The organism is Prosthecobacter dejongeii, assembly GCF_014203045.1.
Lineage (GTDB): Bacteria > Verrucomicrobiota > Verrucomicrobiia > Verrucomicrobiales > Verrucomicrobiaceae > Prosthecobacter > Prosthecobacter dejongeii.
Genome location: NZ_JACHIF010000001.1, coordinates 490,284 through 513,459 on the forward strand (window position 1 = coordinate 490,284; position 23,176 = coordinate 513,459).

Here is a 23,176-nt window from a genome sequence, read left to right on the forward strand (position 1 = left end):
CGATGTTAGGACTTCACCCGCTTCCGGTGCTTTCGTACCATGCCCATCTCCTTGAGCTTTCGCTGCAAAGTGCGGCGACTCATGGCGAGGAGATCAGCCGCTTCGCTACGGTTGTTTCCAGATTCTTCCAAGGCCTTTAAGATGAGCTGTTTTTCCATCTCATGGATGTCCAACGTTGCCTTCGGGGCCGAGGCCGGAGAGGTCTCCCCACTCGGCTGAAGTGAAGGCACAGGGACCCGCCAGCCCAGCCCTCCCGGCTGGGAAAGGTAGGCAGGAAGGTGCTTGGCCATGACCCGGCTGCTGTTACTCATCACCACCCCATGCTCGATGGCGGTGCGCAGCTCTCGCACGTTGCCTGGCCAATCATAGGTCATCAGCAGAGGCAGTGCATCTTCACCCAACGGTTTGTAGCTCTTGCCATTGGCCGTCGCGAGGTCCTTGAGAAAATGCTCTGCCAATAAAGGGATGTCTCCTTTGCGGGTGCGCAGCGGCGGCATGTGGATGGTGACCACCCTCAGACGCCAGTAAAGATCCTCCCGGAATTTTCCTTCCTCCACCATCTTCGCTAAATCCTTGTTCGTGGCAGCGACCACACGCACATCCACCTTGATGGGTTTGCTCCCGCCCACGCGCTCAATGGTCTGCTCTCCCAAAGCGCGCAATAATTTCACCTGGGTGCTGGCATCGATTTCCCCGATTTCATCCAGGAAAAGCGTCCCTCCATCTGCTAACTCAAAGCGGCCGATGCGACGCTCTTGCGCTCCTGTAAAAGACCCTTTTTCATGGCCAAACAGCTCGCTCTCTAAAATCTGGGGAGACAAGGCGGCGCAGTGAACGGTGACTAACTTGGCCTTGGGCCGTCCACTTAAATTATGCACAGCTCTGGCCACGAGTTCTTTACCTGTTCCGCTTTCGCCTTCGATCAAGACGGTGGCCCGAGTAGGAGCGACTTGCTGAATGGTCTCTAAGATCGGCTTGAGAGTATCTGCCTTCCCCAGGATGCCTTCAATGGAGTATTTCTGCTCCACCTGTTGCTTGAGAGCTGTGTTCTCTTTTTCCAAACTGCGGCTACGCAGGGCGCGTTTCACCAGCAGTTCCACCTCATCCAGATTGAGCGGTTTAGTGACGAAGTGATAAGCCCCACGGCGCATGGCCTCCACCGCAGTATCCACACTGCCATAGGCGGTCATCATGATGCACACGGGCGCGTGCGGCAGGTGCAGAGCAGCCTCCAAAAGTTTCATGCCATCGTCATGACCTAACCGAAGGTCTGTCAGCATGACATCCACTTGGTCATTCTTGAGATGCTCCATCGCTTCTGCTGCATTGGAGGCTACATAGCAGTCAAAGTCGTCTTCTAAGGAAAGGCGCAAGCCATCCCGAGTATGCTTTTCATCATCAACGATGAGGATGGTGGCGGGATCTATCATGAGTGTTTTTCGTCTGACCTTTCAGAACCGGCCTGCAAGAGCCGCACCTTTCTTTCCACCAGAGGTAACCACAGGCTGACGCGGGTGCCTTTACCCGCGCGGCTTTCGATGTCTATCTCGCCACCGTGCTCGCGGATGATGCGGCGCACAATGAGCAAGCCCAAACCCGTGCCTGTGGCGCGGGTGGTGGAAAAAGGTTGGAAGAGCTTGCCCATCTGCTCGGGGCTGATGCCCTTACCACTGTCCTCAAAACTAAGCCGCACCTCAAAGTCTGTGTAGCTGCCCTGGATGGTGAGGCTGCCCCCTTGCGGCATGGCCTGGCAGGCATTGCGAATGAGATTGTACATCGCCTGCTTCATTTGGTCAGCATCCAAAGGCATCACAGGCATATCGGCCCGCAGGTCGAGCCGCACCTTGACCTTGGCTTGATCCAGATCTGGTTTGAGGAATCGCAGGCTTTCGTGCAGCAACTCGGAAATCTGTAGCTTTTGAAGCTGCGGCTGAGTGGGGCGGATAGCGGCGAGGAACTGGCTGATGATGCCGTCCATGCGTTTGATTTCACTCGTGGCCACATCCAGATGCTCACGCAGAGGTTCTCCCGTTTTGCCCATTTTTTTAAGACGCCGCTCCAGCAACTGGAGGTGGATGGTCAAGGAATTGAGTGGGTTTCCCAGCTCATGGGCCACACCTGCAGCGAGCAGGGTGAAGGCATTGAGACGCTCACTTTCGATCTGTTCCTCGGTGCGTTTGCGTGTCTCCGTGACATCCCGGATGAGCATGACAAAGCCGATGGGCTGGTCGTCATCAATGCTCGTGATGTAGAAATTAAGGTAACGATTTTCGGGGTAAAATACCTCCAGATCACGGCTGACCACCGTGCCAGGTTTTAGCAGTTCTGCCCAGTCTAGACCGCGCATGCCCTGGGTGAGCTTTTGCCCGATGACCTGCTGCTCTTGGAACCCGAAAAGCTGGCAGGAAGCACTGTTGACGTAGGTGACAAAGCCGTCTGGATCCAAGAGGATCACGCCTTCCTGCAAAGCCTGGAAGGTCTTTTCCAAAAAACCTTTTTCCTTCATCAATTCCAACACCACGCCCTGCACCTCGGCAGGTTCCAGGCGGTCCATTTTTTTCAGAAGCTTGTCGATGAAGGCAGATCTCATACACTGGGGGCCATGACGGACATTCTGCTGGTTTTATCTACGTTTCCGGATGCTGAAAAAGCGCGACAGACTGGCACATTGCTGGTGGAGTCGCAACTGGCAGCCTGTGTCAATTTGTGCCCCGGCGTCACTTCCATCTATCGGTGGAAGGGAGAGATCGAATCCAGCAGCGAAGTCTTGGCCCTTTTCAAAACCACCCGAGCCCAGTATCCGGCCCTGGAGCTTCGCCTGAGAGAACTGCATCCCTACGAGGTGCCCGAGATCTTAGCCATCCCCGCTGAGCGAGCCTATGAGGCCTACGCCCAGTGGGTGATGGATCAGACGAGAAGCTAGACCGGTTTCCAAAAAGATTGTCTGATTGAAAAGGCGGGCGCGGTGGGATGAGTGGCAAGGCAAGAGCGCAGGCTGCTATCTTGACGATAACAGCCGAGTCCCGCTTGCGCGGGAACGCCAATCATTCCACCCCGTCGCCGCTTTTCGGACAAGATTTTTGGAAATCGATCTACCCCTTTTTCCTCACCTCAAGGGAGGGGACGAAAGAACCGTGACTGGCCGGATAAAATCGGCGATGTGGTCGGCGTGGTAGCCGGGCTGACGAGGTTTGAGGGTAGCTGCGGCAGCAGGAAGTAACCATAACCCCGGAGTCCAGAGGGAGTCGGCACGACCAAACCCTGGTATGTGACGGGACGTTTCAGCTTCGGTGGCACGGAAAGCGGATTGTTATCCTCCAGGGTGAAGTTACCGCTGTAAGTGCCCTTGGCAGCATCAGCCTTCAAGGTCGTCATCGTGGCACTGCCACCGACGAGGGTGATCTTGTTCTTTACGCCGATGTTAAAGATGGCATCAGGATTACGCGCAGGCTCAGCCCCGGAAAGGCTGAAGGCACTGAAGTCCAGATTCACATTGCCGATGGCTTCCAAGCCCAGAACAAGCGGCACGGGCAGGTAACGACCGCCGAAGGCCGTGACATCCAACGGGCCAAAACCCTCCTTGTAAACACGGGCGTTTGCGGTCGTCGTCTCTGGACGCAGCCAGTTCAGGGAACCAGTGATTCGGTTGTCATTGTCATCATTTTCCAAAATGCCTTTATCCAACTGCAGCTTGCCCAAGAGCGACCCCGCCGGCTTGGTTTTATAAAGCGGCTGGAAGACGGCCACTTCGCCCGTCTCACTGATGAAGGCACTGCCTGAAATGGTTTCCCCATCGCCAGTTTTACCGACCCACGTAGCCACACCCGCCAGGGTGACATTGAGAGTGCTGTACCCATACCCGCGAGGGACGTTAGGGATGGATTCCGGCATCTCCAAGGCCAAGGTGTGATAACCGTCGAAGGCATCAGCCTTGTTAGTTTTGGCATCCCAGGTCTGCTTCCAACCTGTGAAGGTCACGGTATCAAAACCATCCCCCAAGGTGGCAGTGACGATGCGGCGAGTGGAAGGATCAATGCGGAAAAAGAGCTCTAGCGGACGCGGTGCAGGCTTGCCCGTGCGGATGATCTGCAGACGTGCCGAAGGCAGAGGAGGAGTAGGAGCTGCCGCTTCATTGAAGACATCCATCACACCCTTTAAAGTGTGAGTAAGTCCGCCATGGATGAGCTTGCCGCTGAAGGCTCCCGTGGTGGTGATTTTCAAATCCAACCGCCCACCGATTTCCTGATTCAGGCTGCTCTGGCGTCCCACGATGGCGAGGTAATCACCAGCGAGTTGGGTGGGCAGTGGCTCCACGGTCAGTTTCACTTTCACGGAGGCTTTGCCAAACTTATTCGCCAACGTCAGTGTCACGTCATAAGGGGTGGCTTTGTACACGGTGGGCTTGCCCCGGATGACTCCAGTGGCGATGTCCATCTTCAAGCCCGCAGGCAGGCCCGCAGCAGTGTAGGTCATGGGTGCCTTATTGACATCATCCACATAGGTCACGGGATACTCATAAGTCCCGCTGACGATGGCATTGGGCAGAGTATCTCCATCCTCAAGGTCCAAGAACTCAGGTCCGGCGTCCACCACCTTCAGCACGTGGATGGCACCATCCATGAATTTCTCCCCAGGGGTTTCCCCCAGAGGATTGATGGCGATGGGGCTAGCTACACGGCAGATGTAGGTGCCGGAATCCGCCAGTTCCAAATTGGAGATCGAAAGGGTCTTATCAAAACGGCTGCTGGCTCTCGGATTGCTGGCCAAGTCGCCCCCCACCTTTTTCCAGGTGTAATTGATACTGTTCCCGGCGGCATCCATTTTAAAGGTCGCCTTCCCACCCACGGGCAAAACGACGGTGCGGGTGGAGACATCCATAACCACCAAATCCGCATTGGAGCTGAAAGCTTCGGCCAAACGATTTTTCGCCTTCAGGGTGTAAGTGCCCGCATGTTTCAGCGTGGCTGCCGGAATGGTGTATGAGGATAAATTGATGCCCGGCACGAGACGATTATTCAGATACCACTCGACCGTCAGTGGCAACGAGCCAGCGACATTCACCTCAAAAGGACCTGCGGGCCTGCCGATACCGACGATGAGGCTGATAGGTGCCCCAGTGATTCTCGGAGACTGATCATCATCCACAATCGTCACGGTGTGCAGGCTTGGATTTCCAATCAGGGCGGGACCTGTGGGGAAAGGCAGGCGCAACGTCAGGGTTTCGATCCCTTCCGCTGCATTGTCCTGCACGGAGGCGATGGTCAGGGTCTTCACGGTTTCTCCAGGCTCAAAAATGAGAGGTAGGCCAGGAGTGACCCGGTAATCCCCATTGTTACCCCCGAAGGCATTCGATGCGGTGCCACCCAGGATGATGGGGACGGTGACCCGGCTGTCTGCCTCCGCAGTCAGTTCCACATTCAGCGTCAGAGTGCCCGTGGCAGATTCCGTCATCGTGCTGGAGTCTGCACTGAAGCGCACGGTGGGGAATCCGGCTGCGCCGGGGTCCACAATGGCCACGGTGGACTCTGCCCCATCTCCCAAAAAGGCACCGCCCAGAGGGACGCCTAACTGGATCGTGAAAAATTCCGTCGCTTCCGCTTGGGCATCGCTGGGAGCTTGGATCGTGATGAACTTAGAAGTCGTCACTCCATTCTCCCAGGTCAAAGTCCCCGCCTGGTCCACATAATCCGTGGCATCCGCAGAGCCTGGGATGAGGGCATAATTGACAGTGACCTTGCCTAAACTGCCGCCCGTGCGTTTCACTTCCACGGTGGTCTGCCCACCTTCATTGACGGTGTTGGAGCCATTGGCAAACTCGAGGATGCCTGAGCGACCTTGCTGACCGCTGAAGACCCGGCGCACCGTCGTATCCACCGTGCCCGCTGCCTCAAGCGCGAGCAGCACGCGGCCATCCGGCTGCATTTTAGTGCGGTGACCGTAAGCCCCGCCTCCCCCGTTCGCACTGATAGGCAGGGCGGCATCAAAGCCTGTATCCACCGCGCCTGTGCTTAACAGGCGGCCGACATAATTGCGCGCAGAACCATTGACGAGAGTCGTGAATTCACCCGCAAGGAGGATGCGCCCATCTCCTTGTACTTCGATGTTCCGCACCGTGCCATTGGCCCCATTATTAGAAGCGGTCTGGAAAGCCAGATCCAGGCTTCCGTTTGTATTGAGACGGACCAGACGCTGAGCTGGCACGCCATTAAAGGCCGTGAATTGCCCGCCTACCAAAACTTTGCCGTCAATTTGAAGGGCCAACGCCATCACCCGCTGAACGGTGCTGGTATTGCCAAACTGATGAGCACCGGCACCGATGTCGAAACTTTCATCCACCGTACCATCGGCATTCAAACGCAGCACCCCACTGCTAAAGCCGCCTGCAAACAAGTCATTCGCCCCAGCGGTGCGGATCTGCCCACCGACCAAGATTTTCCCATCGGCCTGAAGAACGATGGCCTCGACATCCATCTCCGTCAGGAGCGGGATAGGCGTGGAAAGAAAGCTGCTATCCAGCGAGCCATCTGGCAGGAGGCGCGCCAGCCCCAAACGCGGCTGGGCATCAAAAGTGGTGAAGGAGCCACCCGCCAGGATGCGCCCATCTGCCTGGACAGCCAGCGCCTTGACCGGACCATTCGCACCCGCGCCGGGGTCAAAACCGGTATCAATGTCCCCATCATTGGCCAGCATGCCGATGTGGGAAAGACTCTCCCCGCGCAGGGAGGTAAAGTTACCACCCACCACGAATTTTCCATTCACCAATCTGGCCACAGCCAAAACGGGAAGAGGATCTGCCCCATCAGGACGGATAAAGGAGGCGTCCAGTTTGCCCTCTGAAGTCAGTCGGCCTAACCCATTGAGGAGAGAGCTCTGAACATAGTCAGCCCCACCGACAAAAACCACCTGCCCATCGGGCTCCAGCGCCAGTTGGCGGACACTGCCCGAGCTGAAAAAACTATCATGGGCAAAGGAAGGATCTGCCGTCCCAGGCTCGTGGATTTTCACCGTGATGGGACTGCCGATCACCAATGAATTGGCCCCAGCCGTCAGCGTCACATTGACCTGGAAAGTCTCTGTGCCTTCACGGATGGCATTCGCAATGATGGGGATCGTGACCGTCTTGCTGGAAGTGTCTGTGCTACCCCAAGTTACCGATGTGGAAGTCGCGGTGTAGTCGGATGGCGAAACGGCAGAGCCGTTCACGGTCGAGACCGTAACGGTGGAAATTTCGTTAGGCTCACCGGAACGCGCCAAAGTGATCTCCACGGACCCTGCGGACTCATCCACATCATAGACCGTTTGGAGAGGATAGATGCGATTATCCTGCTGCACCTGGATATCCAAATATTCATCAATGCCTGCGCCCCCTTTACCGAGCACCCGCATGATGATACCCGCCTCTGTATCATGCAGCGTCTGCCCCACATTCAGAGAGGCATCATCGGGGCTGCCGCCGGGTGTATCCACGTCAATGAGTTGGCTCTTCGCATTACCATTGTACCCCCAGATGATGTAAGCCCCGTCCGAAACATCCGCCAAGCTATCCGTCCTACCTGCGAAACGTCCGCGATAGCTTAACCAATAATTGATCGTGCTGTCTTTGGCGATCTTGAGCGCCAGCGTGCGATTCAGTGTGGCATCAGGATGGTCATAACGATAGACCCGGAAGGTGCCTGGAGCGACGACGGTGTGGATGGCGCTGTTAGGCAGCCAATCCAGGCGATTGAGGTACCAGGGATTGAAATGCAGCAGATTGATCGGGGCATAAAAACCATTGCCCATGCAGTCAAAAGGGTCCTCGTATTCGGCCGAGAAACCACCTGCGATTTGTACCGGATCATTGGCAGGCGGCACCCACAGGTTGGCGTGGTTGAGGTTGAGATTATGCCCCAGCTCATGCGGCACCACCCGGCTATCAAAGTAGCCATTGTACCACGTGTACTTGTCATTCAGGCGCCCGAGACCCGCGAAGGTGAACTGAGAACCAGGAATTCGGCTGGGCCCAATCCAGCTAAAGACGATCATGTGACGATCGTAATTGTCAGGATTGTAGCCCGCCAATTGCGCGGCATCCAAACTGTCTTCTAGGAGCGCTGATGGCCGATAATTGATCGCATAAAAAGAGGCCGTTCTGGGCATTCGCAGCACCGGGGTGACATCGGCCGAATTCAGATTGATGTTGGTTTTCCCGTAGGACACATCTTCCATGAAGTCATTGCAGACACCGTTGATGAGGTTGGTGGCGAAAGCCGGGGTAATGACAGAGCCGCTGACGTTTTGAGGCGTGCCGGTCACGTCGGAAAAGTCCACCCGGATGACCAGGATTTTCTTGGGGCCTTCGCTCCAGACAGACTCGGCATCGGTCGCGCTCATGCCTGGCCCACGGCGATTTTCCAGTTCATACAGCCCTTGTTCCATCGCCGCAGAATGCGCGAGGCAGCAGGTCTGGTAGGCCTGCCCACCTGAGACCACCACAGGGGGTGCTGCCGCTGGGGGGGAGGCCCGGTGCTCATCCTGCGCCGCAGGTTTTACCCCGCCGGCAGGCAGCGGCTCCTCCGGCTCTAGCTCACGCACGGGGCTCTCCAAAATCGCCAAATGATCATCCACGGAGATGCCTTCGATAGGCAGGTCGTGCTTGGAGCTTAACAACTCACGTTTGCCATAAACATAGGCTTTGTAGATGCCGTCCTGCAAAATGGCTTCACGGAAGAGCGGCGCCACCTTGGGCTCCACCCCAGGGGCAGGCAGGGCCCCGATCACGGAATAGTCTGCCCGGGTCGAAACGCGCTGCTCCAGCAAAGGGGCCACCTCCTGCGGCATGCGATTTCGCAACCGCCATGGCAGCGCCCGGGCTAGGGCTGCACGCGGATCGGTCTGAATCATGGTTTTCAGGGCCTCGCGGCGCTCCTTGGCCAGTAGGACTCCCTTTGTCACGTCCTCCGCTTTAGCAGTCCGGGCATAGTCTTGTGCCCAGGCATCGAACTTGGTAAACACATCTGGAGTGGTCACTTCCACCGCTGGCAGACCAAAACTACCCGTGAGGCGATGCACCGGCTGCACCACTGGCTGGGCTACCGCTGGCGTCTTTGAGGCCAACACCGGCGTGGGAGCTGGGGAGCTGGCTAACCACCAAACTAGACCCCCAACCGCCAGGGGCAAAACAAGGGCGGCCGATTTGACGAGTCGCGAAGGAAAAGAATGAGCCATAGATAAAACGAGGGTTAAACCTTAAACCATGCCCTGATTTAAACCGTAAGACCAGTTTAAAATGACAGACATGGAATCTCTGCCTGAAAAGGACTCAACGCTCCGCCGAGATCATCTTTTCGATCCATTTTCCCAGGTCTGGAGCGCGAAAGCTGCGCATTTGCGCCAAAAGCTCGGCGGGATCTGAAGAAACCAACACGCAGCCCCGGTGCTCAGGTTTTAAAAAACCTTGGGAGGTCATGTGGTCCAAAAAGAGCAACAACCCATCAAAAAACCCATTCACATTCAGCAGACCTACGGGCTTGCCATGAAAACTCAGTTGCAGCCAGGTGAGCGTCTCAAAGAGTTCATCCAGAGTTCCAAACCCACCCGGCAGGGCGATGAATCCATCACTCAGGTCCACCATCATCTGCTTCCTTTCGTGCATGGAGCGCACCACGTGCAATTCGCTGACACCTCCGTGCCCCAGCTCCTTCTCCATGAGGGATTGAGGGATCACCCCGATGACCTGCCCTCCCGCCGCGAGGGCCGCATCGGCGATCGTCCCCATGAGCCCCACATTCCCCCCGCCATACACGAGGCCGATCCCTTCGCGGGCTAAAAAAGAGGCTAAATCTGCCGCCGCGTTTCGGTAAAGAGGGTCGAAGCCTCCATTGGCCCCACAATAAATGGCGATGCGCATGCACCTCCTGTGGCGGCACTTCGCCCAACGATCAAGAATGGAAACCGTCCTGGAATCTCTAGCTGGAGGTGCCATTCTACCCATCTTCCCTGCCCCATGCGTGTCCACACCCTCGACCTCCAATTCCAGAATACCCCCGGCCTCATCGCCGCCTACTTGGTGGAAAGTGGACATGAACTGGCCCTCATCGAGACTGGGCCCGGCTCCACCCTACCTGCCCTTCAGCAGGCCCTCCAACTCAAAGGATTTCAGCCGAAAGATGTCCGCCACGTGCTCGTGACGCATATTCATCTGGATCACGCAGGAGCCGCCGGCTGGTGGGCCCAGCAGGGAGCCCAGGTCTATTGTCACCCCAGTGCAGCACGTCATCTTGTGGATCCTAGCCGCCTCGTGGACAGCGCCCGCCGGGTGTATGCAGAGCAGATGGACACCCTGTGGGGAGCCATGCTACCTGCGCCGGAAGATAACGTCACCGCCCTAGCGGACGGGGAGAGCATCCACATCGGCGAGACTCAGATCACCGCCTGGGACACCCCTGGCCACGCCCGCCATCATCATGCCTTTGTCATGGGAGACGCCTGCTTTACCGGCGATGTCGCCGGGCTGCGCTTAGGCCCTCAGCCCTACCTATCCGTGACTTCCGCTCCTCCGCAGTTTGATCCCCCTGCCTACATCGCCTCGGTAGATCGGCTTCTCGCCGCCAAGTTCAGCCGCCTCTACCTCACGCATTTCGGGGAAGTCACCGAGGTCGAAAATCACCTCAGCGGCTACCGCAGGCGGATTGAGGAAGTGCATCAAAAAGTACGCGGATGGATCAGCCAAGGCCTTTCCGCTGAAGCCATAGAAACCCACTATCGAGAAGATGAAAAAGCGCTAGCTACCGCCACAGGCCTCACGCCTAAAGATTGGCAGCGCCACGAGATCATCAACTCCACCCAGATGTGCGCCGCTGGCGTGCGGCTGTATGTAGAAAAGAACGCCTCCATCTAAGGCCACCCCGTCGCCACTTTTCGGACAAGATTTTTGGAAATCGGTCTGAACTGCACCTTACTCCTGCCACACACGGGCGATGCGCTCGATAGAGACGGCCTTGCCGGTGGTGGGATCCAGCGTCACCAGGGCACCATTCAAACGCACCGGGCCGCGGCCCACCCCAAACTTAGTCGGGAGCTGGGTGTGAAATTTTTCCAGCACCGGGTCAATCTGACTGCCGATGATGGAGTCCATAGGCCCGCACATCCCGGCATCACACTGAAAGGCAGTGCCTTTAGGAAGGACGCGCTCATCCGCCGTCGGCACATGAGTGTGGGTGCCCACGACGGCGCTGACCAAGCCATCCAGGTGCCAACCCATGGCCACCTTTTCACTGGTAGCTTCAGCGTGAAAGTCCACGAAAATCACCGGGGTTTCTTGGCGCATTTCCTCCACCACTTTGGTGACGGTGGTGAAGGGATTTTCCAGCGCATCGCGCATGAAGGTGCGCCCTTGCAGATTGATGATGCCCACCTTGCAGCGCTTCGTTTGCAGGATGAGTGAGCCATTGCCCGGAGCCCCGGCGGGGTAATTGATGGGACGTAGCAGGCGCGGTTCATCGTAAAGAAACGGCACGATCTCTTTCTGATCCCAAATGTGGTCCCCGGTAGTAATGACGTCTGCCTTCGCCCGCATGAGGCTGATGGCGATCTTGGGCGTGATGCCCCGGCCTGCGGCGGAGTTTTCTCCATTCACGATGGCGAAGTCCACCTTCAGTTCCTCGCGCAAAAGCGGTAGCAGCGTGATCACCGCCTTGCGCCCGGGTTCACCGATGATGTCTCCCAAAAAAAGAATGCGGAAGAGTTCAGGCGGGGATTCAGCAGCGGCATCGGACATGCCCGCACTTAGTAGATGATGCGGGCCCGCATCAAGTCTAGGATGCAATCATGTTGTTCCTTTTCAAAACGGGCCGTTGGGCGCTGGCTTGCCTCTGCGCCAGTGCCACCCTACTGCCTGCGCAAGAGGCGGTGCCGCCTTTGCCGGGGCCAGACCCGCTTCGTCTGGCCAAAGTCAGCCCCCTGGGCAAAGCCCCAGACTGGACCTCACTTTCCGCCTATGCAGGCACCCTGACGAAGGAAGAATTCGACCATGCCTGGAAGACCCTTTATTCCCCGGAAAACGGCCTGCCCCCGCCTTTCCAGGTGACGCCGGAGGCCCTGCGCGTCCCCACCGGAGATCCCACCGCTCCAGAGCTGGAGATCCCCTTTAAAAAAACGAACGCGGCCACCGCCACCCCGCCAGAGCCTACCTGGCGCCGCGCGGCAGACCTGCCGCCGCTGCTGGGGCGCCCCGTCTTGAGTGATCTGCACATCGCGCTTGATCCCGGTCACATCGGTGGCCAGTGGGCTCAGATGGAGGAGCGTTTCCTCAGCTTCAAACCCGGGGAAGCCATCAAGGAAGGCGACATGTCCCTCCTCACCGCCCAGGTTTTGATGGAGCGGCTCAAGGCACTCGGGGCCGTCGTTTCCTTCGTCAGGGATCGGCCAGAACCTGTCACTGAGCAACGCCCCGCAGACTTTGACAAACTCGCGCGAGAAACCCTGAAGGAATACGGCGTGCTTACCCCTGCACCCACCTATGCCGGGCTCCAGGGAGATGCCAAAATCATCACCGTGCAGTGGCAGACTGAAAAGCTCTTTTATCGAGTCAGCGAGATCCATGCACGGGCGCAGAAAGTAAATCGGCAGATCCAGCCGGACCTCGTTCTCTGCCTGCATTTCAATGCCGAAGGTTGGGGCTCCGCCGATGCCCCCCAGTTCTCGCCACAAAACCACCTGCACGTCCTGGTCAATGGCTGCTACGCCCCCGTGGAGCTGGAGCAACAAGACGTGCGTCATGAGATGCTGACCCGCCTTTTCAGCCGCGTGCATGAAGAGGAGATCCCCCTGGCCACCGCCGTAGCGGAAGGCATGGCACGTAGCACCCAACTCCCCGCTTACATCTACACCACACCGAATGCGCGGAAAGCCGGTGCAAACCCGTATGTCTATGCACGGAACCTGCTGGCGAACCGCCTGTATCAGTGCCCCGTTGTCTATCTAGAGCCCTATGTCATGAACCATGAGGAAACCTACCGCCGCCTGCTCACGGGGCATTTCATCGGCCGCACATTGATCGGCGGTCGGCTCCAGCGCAGCGCCATTGACGACTACGTGCGCGGCGTCGTGCAGGGGCTGGTGTCCTATTATCAATCTCAGCGCCGCTCCTCATGAGAGTCCTCATCGTAGGCTGTGGTTTTGTAGGCGCACGCACGGCAGATCTCCTCCAGGCCGCCGGGCATGACGTCGTCGGCGTCACACACTCCCCCGCCTCAGCGGAAAAACTGCGGGATAAACCCTGGCGCGTGCTCACCTGTGACGTCAGTGATTCAGCATCCGTGCAGCGACTGAAAGCCCAGTGTGCCGAAAGTTCAGTGGAAGGTGGGGCCTGGTCTCCCGAGGCCTTCATCCACTGCGCCAGCTCCAGCAAAGGCGGAGCCGAAATGTATCAAGCCGTGTATGTGAATGGCATGCGCCACCTACTGGCCGCCTTCCCCCTCGCCTTCCCTCTCTACACCAGCAGCACCAGTGTTTACCCGCAGACGGATGGCAGCGAAGTGGATGAAAAGAGCCCCGCAGATCCCAGCAAAGAAACCGGCCGTCTGCTGCTGGCCGCTGAACAGCTCGCGCTGGAAAATGGCGGGGCCGTGGCTCGCCTCGCCGGCATCTATGGCCCCGGCCGTTCCTTCGTCCTAAAAAACCTACTGGAAGGCAAAAGCGGAATCGAAATCAACTCTGCCGCTCCCGATGGCCGCCTGCTGAATCAAATCCATGCCGAGGATGCCGCCACCGCCCTGGCCCACCTCACCACGCAGAAGCACACCGGCCTTTACAACGTGGTGGATGATGCCCGCCTCACTCAGCGTGATTGCCTGGAAAGGCTGGCCCCACTTTTCAATCTCCCTGTCCCTGCTGAAAAAGCCCCGGATCCCAGTCGCAAACGCGGCTGGACCCACAAGCACGTCACCAATGCCAAACTGAAAGCCTCCGGTTGGACGCCCAAATACGCCGATTATTTCTTCGCTCTCAGGGACGATTCAGACCTCGCCTCCTCCATCTTGCAGCTCGTCATCGAAGGCGGAGAAACCAGCCTACCCCGGGCAGAAAACATCCTCCTCATCGGCCTCATGGGCAGTGGCAAATCCACCGTCGGTCGCATGGTCGCCCACATGCTAGGCTTTCAGTTTGTGGATACGGACCACCTCATCATCGAACAGGCAGGGTGCAGCATCCCAGAGATTTTTGCGCGTGAAGGCGAGGCCGGCTTTCGCCAGCGAGAGTCCACCGTGTTACGCCATTTGTTAGGCTGCCGTCACTGCGTCATCGCCACCGGCGGCGGCATCATCACCCAGCCAAAGAATCTCCCCCTGCTGCAGCACCTCGGCTTCATTACTTGGCTGGAGGCCGATGCCAAACTCCTCGCCCGCCGCACCGCCACCAACAACGACCGCCCCCTTTTGCGTGGTGAAGAGCCACCTCTAGTCAAGCTAGAGCGACTGCTCACCGAGCGTAAACCCATCTACAAACAACTGGCGGATCTACGCATCCAAACGGATGAACTCAGCCAGCAAGAAAGCGCCTATGGCGTGGCAGAAAGCGCCCGCATCTTCTTCGCTCAACGCGCAGCTTAAAGCGAATCAAAAGAGGGCATCCATCGCACCGTCATGAAATCCAGCCAGGCACGTTTTGACCAGCCCACACGGTGAACTGGCGATCGTGCAATCCTTCACCGCCAGCTCGAAAGCTTGCTTGAGCACCCCGGCATAACGGTTGTAGCTGCTGTTGCTAACCCGGTTGCCCAGGATAGCCAGCCATTCCTCCAGATGCGAAGGCCGGACGTTGCGGACTTGGAACTTGCTGCTATAAGGCCACCAGCTGAGGAATTCGTCCCTGACTCCTTCGATGATGTCGAGGGAGCTGGCTGACTTGTCCGCACTCACGGCGAGCAGCTTAGCAAACAGTTCTTCCAGCGTGGTCTTCTCCACGGAGGTGTCCACCTTGCCAAGTTCGTCGATCCAGGCCTTGAGACGGCGCTCAGCAATCTTGCGATCCGTGGTTTTGAGCGAACGCTCCTTGCGCTTGCCCTCAACCTTCTTGAGGCCCAGATACACACCTGAGCGTGTGTGACGATACAGCCCAGGAACGCCGTGGACTTTGACATAATCTGGCGCGGCAGCAGACGAGGAATGGGAGGCGGGAGGCATATGGCTCCCCTAGAAGTTGACAAAAGGGCCTTCAGGACGGCGGAGAAATGCGATTTTGTGGCAACCTACTGCCGTCAGTACTCACAAGGCATACCTTGGCAATGCACCCGTCCGTTGCCCGTGGGCTCGCCAGAATTTGGAGAAACAGGCCCGAAGTTGACAGAGACCAAGTATGTTTTTGGCCCTAGTGGAATTAACGCGACTCATGCGCACAGAACCCGACTGCACATTAAGTTGGATCAAAACCGAGGAGTTCATCCGCAAATGGCTCCCACCGCTCATCGGGATCAGCCGGGGTTTGTAATAGAACTCGATGGTTCTCAAGGGTTTTGCTCCCTATTAAAGCTGATATTTCCCGGTAGAATGGATGTGAAATTCTCGACCATGCTGAGGGCGGATTACCTCCCTTGACCGTTTGAATGCGCAGGTTAATTTTTAGACGCTTTGGCAACTTTACATTAACCGTTACGCCAGCGAGTAACAAAGCCGTGTATGCTTCTACCTGTTCATCCTTCCACCCGATGGACCTACACGACGTGGAAATAGAACCTACTGCTAGTGCTTGTCCAGCGGAAGCCGCGGTCTTCCATCCGAACCGCAGCAATTCATCGACTTCTCCAGTCAGTAGCGCAGCAAGCATCGCTGTGTACTCAGCAACCTCGACCTCATTCTCTATAATTTCGTGAATTTCTTGCACTTGGGCTAACGATCCAAGAAGCATTATCCTGCTTAGAATAAATCTGACTTTTGATAGCTTCCACTTTCTAATAGCACCGGTAGATGATATATAATTTTGCCACGCAGACATGAATTGATCGAAATAAGTTTTCCTCAATCGTAACCCTATGGTCGTGAGCTTTTTGGGACTTAGTTTCGCTAGTCTTTTGGCAAAATCCTTTGACTCCATTCTGACCTTAAACCGGTCACCATAACTTTTCGCCATCGTCTGCGTTGTGTAACGCGGTAGGGGCACTCGAAGTCCTGCGTCTTGGAAAACCTTTTTTACTCTCCCCCTATATTGTGGACGCTCCATCAGGTAGCACTTTAGATTATCTATGAAACGCATCCAATCTTCGTCGCCAGTCGGTTCCTCGTCGTAGTCATCCTGCTGATAGGGTGCATTTTCACGCCATTTTGTCGCACCGATCCAATGAATCTTCTTTGGATGCAGACGAAGTCCCAACGGTTTTATATGTGCTCGTAAAAATGTAATGGTCTCACGCTTCTTCTCTGGAGGAACAATAAACGCAAAATCGTCCACGTAACGAAAGTAACGGCCCGGAAACTTCTTTGACATTTCCTTATCCAGATCACGAAGAACTAAGTTCGCGACTAGATGGCTGAATGAAGAACCGACCAGAAGTCCTTTTTTTAAGCTGAACTGGCGATTAAGAAGTAGTCTGCCAAACTCTTTCCAATCGCTAGACAGAGTGGAATCTTCACAAGCCCGTTCCCACGCCCTAAACGCCCTGGTTGGAGTGATTGAAGGATAAAATTGTTTGATATCAGCATAGAGCACCCAATCCCCGGGGCGTTTTTTACAAATCTCACCGATCTTGGTCTGCCTAGCACTAAACAGCTCGAAATAAGGTATGAAAGCACCATCAACAGAAGAGCGCTTAGCAAAATGATAGCTGTAGACCTCGTCGGCTGGCTGAAATGCCTTCCCGGCTTTAGAGCAAGCATCCAGCAGAGCAACTTCTGCTAATGCTTCGGGACCACCAGCCCGCACAATGTCTCGAAACTCTGGAACACCTTCTCCATCGAGTTGCTTAAACAGCTTACTCTCCAAAAAGCCAGGTCCGCCCCGCCGTCTAACGATTTCTGGCGCCATGTTTTGCGCCCATACATCTTTTAGGGATATTACCGAAGTTAAGGTATAGCGAAGAGAAAGATAAGAAAGCGGATCGCTCTTCCGACTGTCGTTCAGTGCTCGCAGAGCAAGACGTGGCGTAACTATCAAGCTCATATTGAAGATACTAGGTGAATGCCAGATGCCCGTGCAGCAAAGCTCCCTTGATCTACAATGGGATCAGAGATTAGCGCATGCGAAGTGGGATTATTTTGGTCCGTTGGAATGATCCGCGAAAAACGCTCGAATACCTGCTTTCGCAACTTCGGTAGAAAGTGCTGCGTTGCTCGCTTATCAGTCGGTTCGATCCATAAGGTTGTCGCTCGACGACCAGCCGCAACAGAAAAAACCTGACGCAAACAACTCTCCGCTTCGTCGATCCATCTTCTTGAGTTGCCTGCCTGGACCGGCCCCCCAAGAAACCCGGAAAAATTTGTCCCGACGATCACGGGAACTACTGTGCCCGTTAGCCCGTTCCTCCACATTTCTACAAGATCGCTTGTCGATTCGTCCTTCAGTACGTCCCACACCATCGTCTCCAATTTCACATTAATGCCTTGCTCTTGCCACCATGGATTGAGCATCCTGAACATTCTTTCTGCAAGTTTGATTTGGTGCGGATTGTGATCTCCTCCGACGACCTGAACATCGAGATTCAGCTTTGGGAAAACCGGCTTACCCTCAGCTCGAAGTTGAGCGACCACAGAGATTAATGCAACGGCTCCAGCACCTGCTCCTAATGGAATATCCAACATTCTCACCGTTCCAGCGCAGAACAAAGTCGCTAGCGCATTCCTTGTGGTTTTAAAGGTATGATGTGGATCAAGAGCGTATAGCTGAATGCGCCCACAGGAGCCGGAAAAGCGTTTAGCAAAATGCTCTACCGCCCCATCCTCCCCTTGGTCACCAACTGGACCATTATCTCGATCATCGATATTTCCAGCCATATCCTGAAGCCCGAGATCGTCAATGGCCTGCCGATAAGCCTCCTCTAAGCGAACTGGGAGCTGGAGTTTGCCATTTGGCAATCCAGACCGTCCATGGGCATGAGTGGAATCCCATAAGGACATCGGAATTTCTGAAGCTTCAAAGACCTGTGCGCTCATAAGGCATAATTGGCAGATTTATAATGCCTAGACCTAATTGTAGCTAGAGGCAGTTCAAGACTCATTTGGTCATATCAGCATAAATCAGGACTTCTACTAGATGATTCGTTATTTCTGCTTGTTTGGGCAACGATGTCAGGAAAAAATGGAGTTACTACTGATGGTTTCACTCCCGTTAGCCAACAATTTCATTCGGTACTATCAGGTGAGACAGAGCCCGCTCCAAAGAGACATGATAGTGCCTGTCTCGACTATGTAACATGATGAAGGCCCGCCCCAACATGACTCATCTTCCCCTGAAAGGGGGGAGTTCTCGGGGGGAGGGGTGGGATTTGGGCGATCCCAGGCAATGCTAACGCCTTGTCGTTCAAGGCGTTAGATGGGACGAATTAAGCCTTAATGCCTTCCTGGCGGACGAATGACGGAAGCCTTCGCACCCCGCCGCCTCGCCCACTTCCTAAGGTGTTCAATGCCAAGGATTTCCAAGAAATCCCACTCACCCCAACCAGCCTCCCAGCTCACCCCTTGCCCACCCCTGAAAAGTGACTGAACCAGCATGAAAACGCCCCACTTCCCACCCGCCAGGGGGGCAAAATCGGGGGGTAATGACAATTGAAGATGCTCGTTGCCTCGTTACATCTTGATGACCGCATGATTTACCTCGACCACAACGCTACAACACCTGTATTGCCTGAGGTCAGGGAAGCAATGCTTCCATTTCTAGCAGAACAATGGGGCAATCCATCTAGCTCTTACAGGTTTGGCTCTCATTTGAAATCAGCGATTGAGGGCGCTCGTGAAAAAGTGGCGGACTTGATGGGAGCCCAATCAGCTCATGAAGTGCATTTCACCAGTGGCGGAACAGAAAGCAATAACACTGCGCTTCATGCCGTCATCCACAGCACACCGAAAAAACACATCATCACCTCACTGGTTGAACACTCCTCTGTACTGGGCTACTGCCGCTTTCTGGAAGAGTTTCGCGGCTATCGGCTGACCTACCTACCCGTGGATCAGGAAGGATTGATTTCTATACCGCAGTTGGAGGCAGCCATTCAGACAGACACCGCACTTGTCTCCCTCATGTGGGCGAACAACGAAACCGGCGTTCTGTTCCCGGTGGAAGAGATTGGCCAACTTTGCCGCGACCGGGGAGTGCTATATCATTGCGATGCTGTGCAGGCTGTCGGAAAACTGCTGATGAAGGTCAAGGACCTGCCCATCGACTACCTTTCCCTCACAGGACATAAAATCGGCGCTCCCAAGGGTATCGGTGCGCTCTATATACAGCAGAAAGCACCATTCTTGCCCTTCGTTCATGGCGGCCAGCAAGAGCGCTCCCGACGCGGCGGTACGGAGAATGTTGCAGGCATCATCGGCCTCGGAACGGCAGCAGCCGTTGCACAAAAAAAGCTTCCAGCATACGATGCCACCGTTCGCCCGCTCCGCGATGCCTTGGAGGAAGGCATCCTTACCGCCATCCCCAATACCCAGCGCAATGGACATGTCATCCAGCGCCTGCCAAACACCACTAATATCTTCCTTCCTGGAATGGACAGCGATGCCACACTCACGTTCCTGGATAGTCAGAATATTTGTGCTTCTTCGGGGTCGGCGTGCATGGAGAGTGCCATCACTCCCTCACATGTGATTAAGACAATGTCAGGTTCCCACGAGCGATCTTCTGAAAGCATCCGATTTAGCCTTGCGCCCGAGAATACCATGGAAGAGATCCACGCGGTCTTGCACAATATGAAAGGGCTGATGAGCTTGATCGATTAATCAGCCAGCGATGCCATGAGCTGCTCTGCTCCGAAGTTCAAAATGAACTCCGCATAATGGCTGCTGAAAACGTCTCTCAGATAGTCCTGCAAATCAACGTCTTTTTCATCCTGTCTGATCTGATATTTTCGATTCTTGGTGATGCTGAAAAGAAAAATCGTGTGGAAGTAGACGGAGCTGATATACTTCTTCTCCGCCAGCTCTTTGCTTTCGACGCTCAAGACACCCTGCTTGCCGTAATGGTTCCTGAGCACTGTGCTGTCCATGTTAATGTAAACGCGCTCAAGGTTGCCGTCTCCGCTCATCGCTGGATACATTACGACTGGGAAATCCATATCAATGCCAGCTTCACCAAGCTGTTCCCATGTCTTGCAATCTGAAGAACCCTCGGGAGCATTTTGGTAAACTAGAACATAATCAGGCAGTCCTGGCGGTTCCTCATCAGGCTCTTCCTTTTTGACGTCTTTGGGCTTGGCGCTTGGCTCAGCCACTTTGAGCCAGAACCGGCATTCAAAGTCTTCAGGTCCACCTAGCTGGGCTTGGATCTCAATGGCATCCCCCACTTTGAGTTCTTCTGTCGCTCCAAATCCAATCTTGATGGTGCCGTCCTTGGGACTGGATTTGCGGATGTCGATAAGCTTGCTCGGATCGCCCACATCGCTTGCGTCATTGCCTCCGGTAGACTCATTCCGATTAAATTGGAGAATCGAGACTTTTAATTCTCCGGGGTCCTCGGAGCGGTCAAAGTAGTTGTTCTCCACATCTGTTGAGAATTGCACCGTTTTCTCATCTTTCTCCGGTATGGTGATAAAGGTGTCACCTTTCCCAGTCTTTAGATTGAAGAACGATGGGTAGCGCTTGGCGTGGAATGGTTCCTTGGTTTTGACCGGTTTCGGGTTTTCTGGCTTTTTGTTCTCCTTCCTCGGCGGCTCGTGTTGCTCGATTTTGAAAGTTTGATTGAGTAATCGCATCAGGTCCTTGTTAAATGGGAGGTCTTTTGAGAATGCCTTGAGCAGGTCTTTCGCATCTCCACCTTCCACTGAAATCGAGTTCTGGCGGCGTTTGTACACCTCGGCCAGCTCGCTTTTCACAAGAGCGGACGCCACTCGCTTGCGGACTTCACCCGTATGTTCGCCAGACTTCATGCGGTCGCGAGACGCCATAAAGAGCTCGCTGCGATAGTTGTAAGTTAGATTTGTGCAGTCCACATGAATCATCAGGTGGTTCTTCAGTAGAGGCATCTTTAGTGATCGTGTGATGAACTCCGATGTGAAATGCCCATGCACCTGCCCGTTGAGGCTGAAGAGAACGGCCATGTCATCGTGGAAGTACTCGCGCTGGATGTTGTCACGCGTTTCCTTAACCGTCATCTTCTCCACCTTGGCCCGAAAGACGTAAGCGGTAATCTTCATGCTGCCGATGTCGTGATCTTCAACCTCAACTGACAGCTTCTCTTCCAGATACTTGTTGTCGTCTTTCTCCAGCCGCCGCTTAAGACCAAAGCAGTCCATCTGTAACACCTTGTTGTTCGGATAGCGCTTCTCGTTGTCCACGAGGTAGATCGGCAGGGCTGGTTCGAACAGGTATTGGTCTATCGCCCGCCGCGGCTCCTGAGGCAGAGCTCCACGTGTCCCAGGGGGAAGCTGATAATCGTAAAGCTTGATGATCGTGCCCGTCCTAAATTTTCGATTGGCGAGACCCACATCCAGTTCGCTGATCGGAAAGCTTGGAATCTTTCCGTTGATCTTCATATACTCATACCAGGTGTTCTTCTTCGTTTTCGACTCTTGATCAGTGAGTGGATGCTTTCGGACCAGGGTGAATCCAAAGTCCCCGCTGCCGTCAAAGCGCTTGGAGCCGATCAATTGGTACCGAAGACTACCGCAAAACACAAGAGCGCCCGTTCCTCCCATATTATACTTCCCCTGCACGAACGGAATCTCATTCTTATTACCTCTGAGAATAGATAAAAAAGTTTGCTCAAAGTCAACGGGATGTTGTCCCTCACCGTCGTCATAGATCAGCAAGCAAGGATGAATCTTGGAGCCACTTGCAACGATTTGGATTGTCTCGGCCTCTGCTTTCCTAGCGCCACTCAAATGCCAGTTCTTCGCGGCTACCCCAAAGAAAATCTCGATGGCCGCACTCATTGTCTTAGGCGCATGAACTGAACGCGGATTTATGCCAGCCTCGTAACATAACCGCATGAGCCGTGCGTCGATGGAATTGGTTATTTTCTCGATGAGCGCAGCGATGGGAGATGCCTGCTGGTTTTCAATGACACCATAATTATTTTCGTTGTCCCCGAGCGGACACCAGGTCGAGGAATAGTCGCCACTTAATGTTAGAAGTTTGTTTACTTCGACCTCGCCTTGACAATCGAGCAAAAATTCAAAAAGGCGCTTGGACGATAAGTCGCTCGTCTTCATACGGAAAGATTTTTTACGAACTCCAAGACCTCGGGATGCAATTTGGTGCTCGCCATGTAGGGTAACACGTGGACATTGTAGTCCTTCCTCCAGCGGTCGACTTCAAAATCATGTATCGACTCCTTTTCAATCAGCGCGTAGTGACGAACTCCGCCACCATGAAATGCGACGTGTAGCGCTTCAAGCATTTGGGCAACTTCAGGGTCATTCATGGATGCCCCCAAGAACAAGACCGTTTTATTGGTGAAGATCGACGCTAGTAAATGGCGGTATCCGACATTTGAGTAAACCAATGACCTGTAATCTTTGCGAGTGAGTACTATCTCACTTGGCCGAGCAACGTCGCCGTGTGCCTTTAAAATAAAAAACCTACGGTCCCACAGTGCGTCTGCAAATCCGGAGACATCTGTGTAATTATATACATCAGGAGTCTTTTTATTCACTTCTGCGAAAGCATCTTCCAACAGCTTGTCATAGTTGGTTGTAACATGAAAACAGAAGGGTATGCTCATCAATCGCCTATGAACGTCGGTGGGGGATCGAGTACCACGCTCAAATGCTTTGGCTACACGTTTGCGGAAATCGGCATCACCAAGCTCATCCGACAATTGCTGCGCAATCGGGAGGAACTTGTTAGGATCACTTACTGCAGATACCAATTTGTCAGCAGTATCCACCTCCAGCATCCCTGCCGTCTTTGCATCAGTAATAAGTCCTTCAATAAGGCCTTGCCAAGTAGGGTATCCAGCGGCCACTGAAAGGCCAGCACCCACAAATAAGGCTGCTCGTTTGTCTTTGATGGCGACTGCAAGGTCACTAGGCACTGAGGGCGCGGGCATACTA

At 54.9% G+C, this 23,176-nt stretch carries 15 protein-coding genes; 5 read left to right on the top strand and 10 right to left on the bottom strand.

Annotated features, from left to right (window positions below; all coding sequences use genetic code 11):
- Positions 1-5: 5 nt before the first annotated feature.
- A complete protein-coding gene (locus HNQ64_RS01790; protein WP_184204618.1) occupies positions 6-1,430 on the bottom strand; it encodes a sigma-54-dependent transcriptional regulator in 1,425 nt (474 codons plus the stop codon).
- Positions 1,427-2,590 (bottom strand): two-component system sensor histidine kinase NtrB, encoded by a 1,164-nt coding sequence (locus HNQ64_RS01795; RefSeq protein WP_184204620.1) that lies wholly within the window; start codon positions 2,588-2,590, stop codon positions 1,427-1,429. Before HNQ64_RS01795 ends, HNQ64_RS01790 begins: the two co-directional genes overlap by 4 nt.
- Before the next feature lie 12 nt (positions 2,591-2,602).
- Between HNQ64_RS01795 and cutA the strand changes: the two genes are divergently transcribed.
- Positions 2,603-2,923: a divalent-cation tolerance protein CutA gene (cutA, locus tag HNQ64_RS01800; protein WP_184204622.1), complete on the top strand. Its 321-nt coding sequence runs from the start codon at positions 2,603-2,605 to the stop codon at positions 2,921-2,923.
- A 188-nt stretch (positions 2,924-3,111) separates the two neighbouring features.
- On the opposite strand, the gene HNQ64_RS01805 is transcribed toward cutA, so the two are convergent.
- Together HNQ64_RS01805 and HNQ64_RS01810 are read right to left on the bottom strand one after the other, a co-directional pair.
- Entirely contained in the window at positions 3,112-9,207 is a 6,096-nt protein-coding gene (locus tag HNQ64_RS01805; protein ID WP_184204624.1) for a Calx-beta domain-containing protein, read from the bottom strand.
- 94 nt (positions 9,208-9,301) lie between these two features.
- Positions 9,302-9,889: an LOG family protein gene (locus tag HNQ64_RS01810; RefSeq protein WP_184204626.1), complete on the bottom strand. Its 588-nt coding sequence runs from the start codon at positions 9,887-9,889 to the stop codon at positions 9,302-9,304.
- 96 nt (positions 9,890-9,985) lie between these two features.
- Between HNQ64_RS01810 and HNQ64_RS01815 the strand changes: the two genes are divergently transcribed.
- Positions 9,986-10,879 carry an MBL fold metallo-hydrolase gene (locus HNQ64_RS01815; RefSeq protein WP_184204628.1) on the top strand — a complete coding sequence of 298 codons (894 nt, stop codon included), beginning with the start codon at positions 9,986-9,988 and terminating at the stop codon, positions 10,877-10,879.
- A 57-nt stretch (positions 10,880-10,936) separates the two neighbouring features.
- On the opposite strand, the gene HNQ64_RS01820 is transcribed toward HNQ64_RS01815, so the two are convergent.
- Positions 10,937-11,758 (bottom strand): TIGR00282 family metallophosphoesterase, encoded by an 822-nt coding sequence (locus HNQ64_RS01820; RefSeq protein ID WP_184204630.1) that lies wholly within the window; start codon positions 11,756-11,758, stop codon positions 10,937-10,939.
- A gap of 50 nt (positions 11,759-11,808) precedes the next feature.
- On the opposite strand from HNQ64_RS01820, the gene HNQ64_RS01825 reads away from it, so the two are divergent.
- The gene (locus tag HNQ64_RS01825) at positions 11,809-13,134 is read left to right on the top strand and encodes an N-acetylmuramoyl-L-alanine amidase (protein ID WP_184204631.1); all 1,326 of its coding nucleotides are present in this window, start codon (positions 11,809-11,811) and stop codon (positions 13,132-13,134) included.
- Positions 13,131-14,591 carry a shikimate kinase gene (locus HNQ64_RS01830; protein WP_184204633.1) on the top strand — a complete coding sequence of 487 codons (1,461 nt, stop codon included), beginning with the start codon at positions 13,131-13,133 and terminating at the stop codon, positions 14,589-14,591. Before HNQ64_RS01825 ends, HNQ64_RS01830 begins: the two co-directional genes overlap by 4 nt.
- 6 nt (positions 14,592-14,597) lie before the next feature.
- Here the strand turns inward: HNQ64_RS01830 and HNQ64_RS01835 are convergent, their stop codons facing one another.
- The 3 genes from HNQ64_RS01835 to HNQ64_RS01845 form a co-directional block, all read right to left on the bottom strand.
- Complete coding sequence (locus tag HNQ64_RS01835) at positions 14,598-15,164, bottom strand: hypothetical protein (RefSeq protein WP_184204635.1); 567 nt, start codon at positions 15,162-15,164, stop codon at positions 14,598-14,600.
- A gap of 229 nt (positions 15,165-15,393) precedes the next feature.
- Positions 15,394-17,133, bottom strand: coding sequence for an RNA-directed DNA polymerase (locus tag HNQ64_RS01840; protein ID WP_184204637.1), 1,740 nt, complete (start codon positions 17,131-17,133; stop codon positions 15,394-15,396).
- On the bottom strand, positions 17,130-18,122 hold the full coding sequence (locus tag HNQ64_RS01845) for a hypothetical protein (RefSeq protein ID WP_184204640.1): 993 nt from the start codon (positions 18,120-18,122) through the stop codon (positions 17,130-17,132). Before HNQ64_RS01845 ends, HNQ64_RS01840 begins: the two co-directional genes overlap by 4 nt.
- Before the next feature lie 651 nt (positions 18,123-18,773).
- Between HNQ64_RS01845 and HNQ64_RS01850 the strand changes: the two genes are divergently transcribed.
- On the top strand, positions 18,774-19,904 hold the full coding sequence (locus HNQ64_RS01850) for a cysteine desulfurase family protein (protein WP_221305306.1): 1,131 nt from the start codon (positions 18,774-18,776) through the stop codon (positions 19,902-19,904).
- On the opposite strand, the gene HNQ64_RS01855 is transcribed toward HNQ64_RS01850, so the two are convergent.
- Complete coding sequence (locus HNQ64_RS01855; RefSeq protein ID WP_221305307.1) at positions 19,901-22,333, bottom strand: hypothetical protein; 2,433 nt, start codon at positions 22,331-22,333, stop codon at positions 19,901-19,903. The two genes, HNQ64_RS01850 and HNQ64_RS01855, sit on opposite strands and share 4 nt — an antisense overlap.
- Entirely contained in the window at positions 22,330-23,172 is an 843-nt protein-coding gene (locus tag HNQ64_RS01860; RefSeq protein WP_184204644.1) for an SIR2 family protein, read from the bottom strand. Before HNQ64_RS01860 ends, HNQ64_RS01855 begins: the two co-directional genes overlap by 4 nt.
- Positions 23,173-23,176 lie beyond the last annotated feature (4 nt).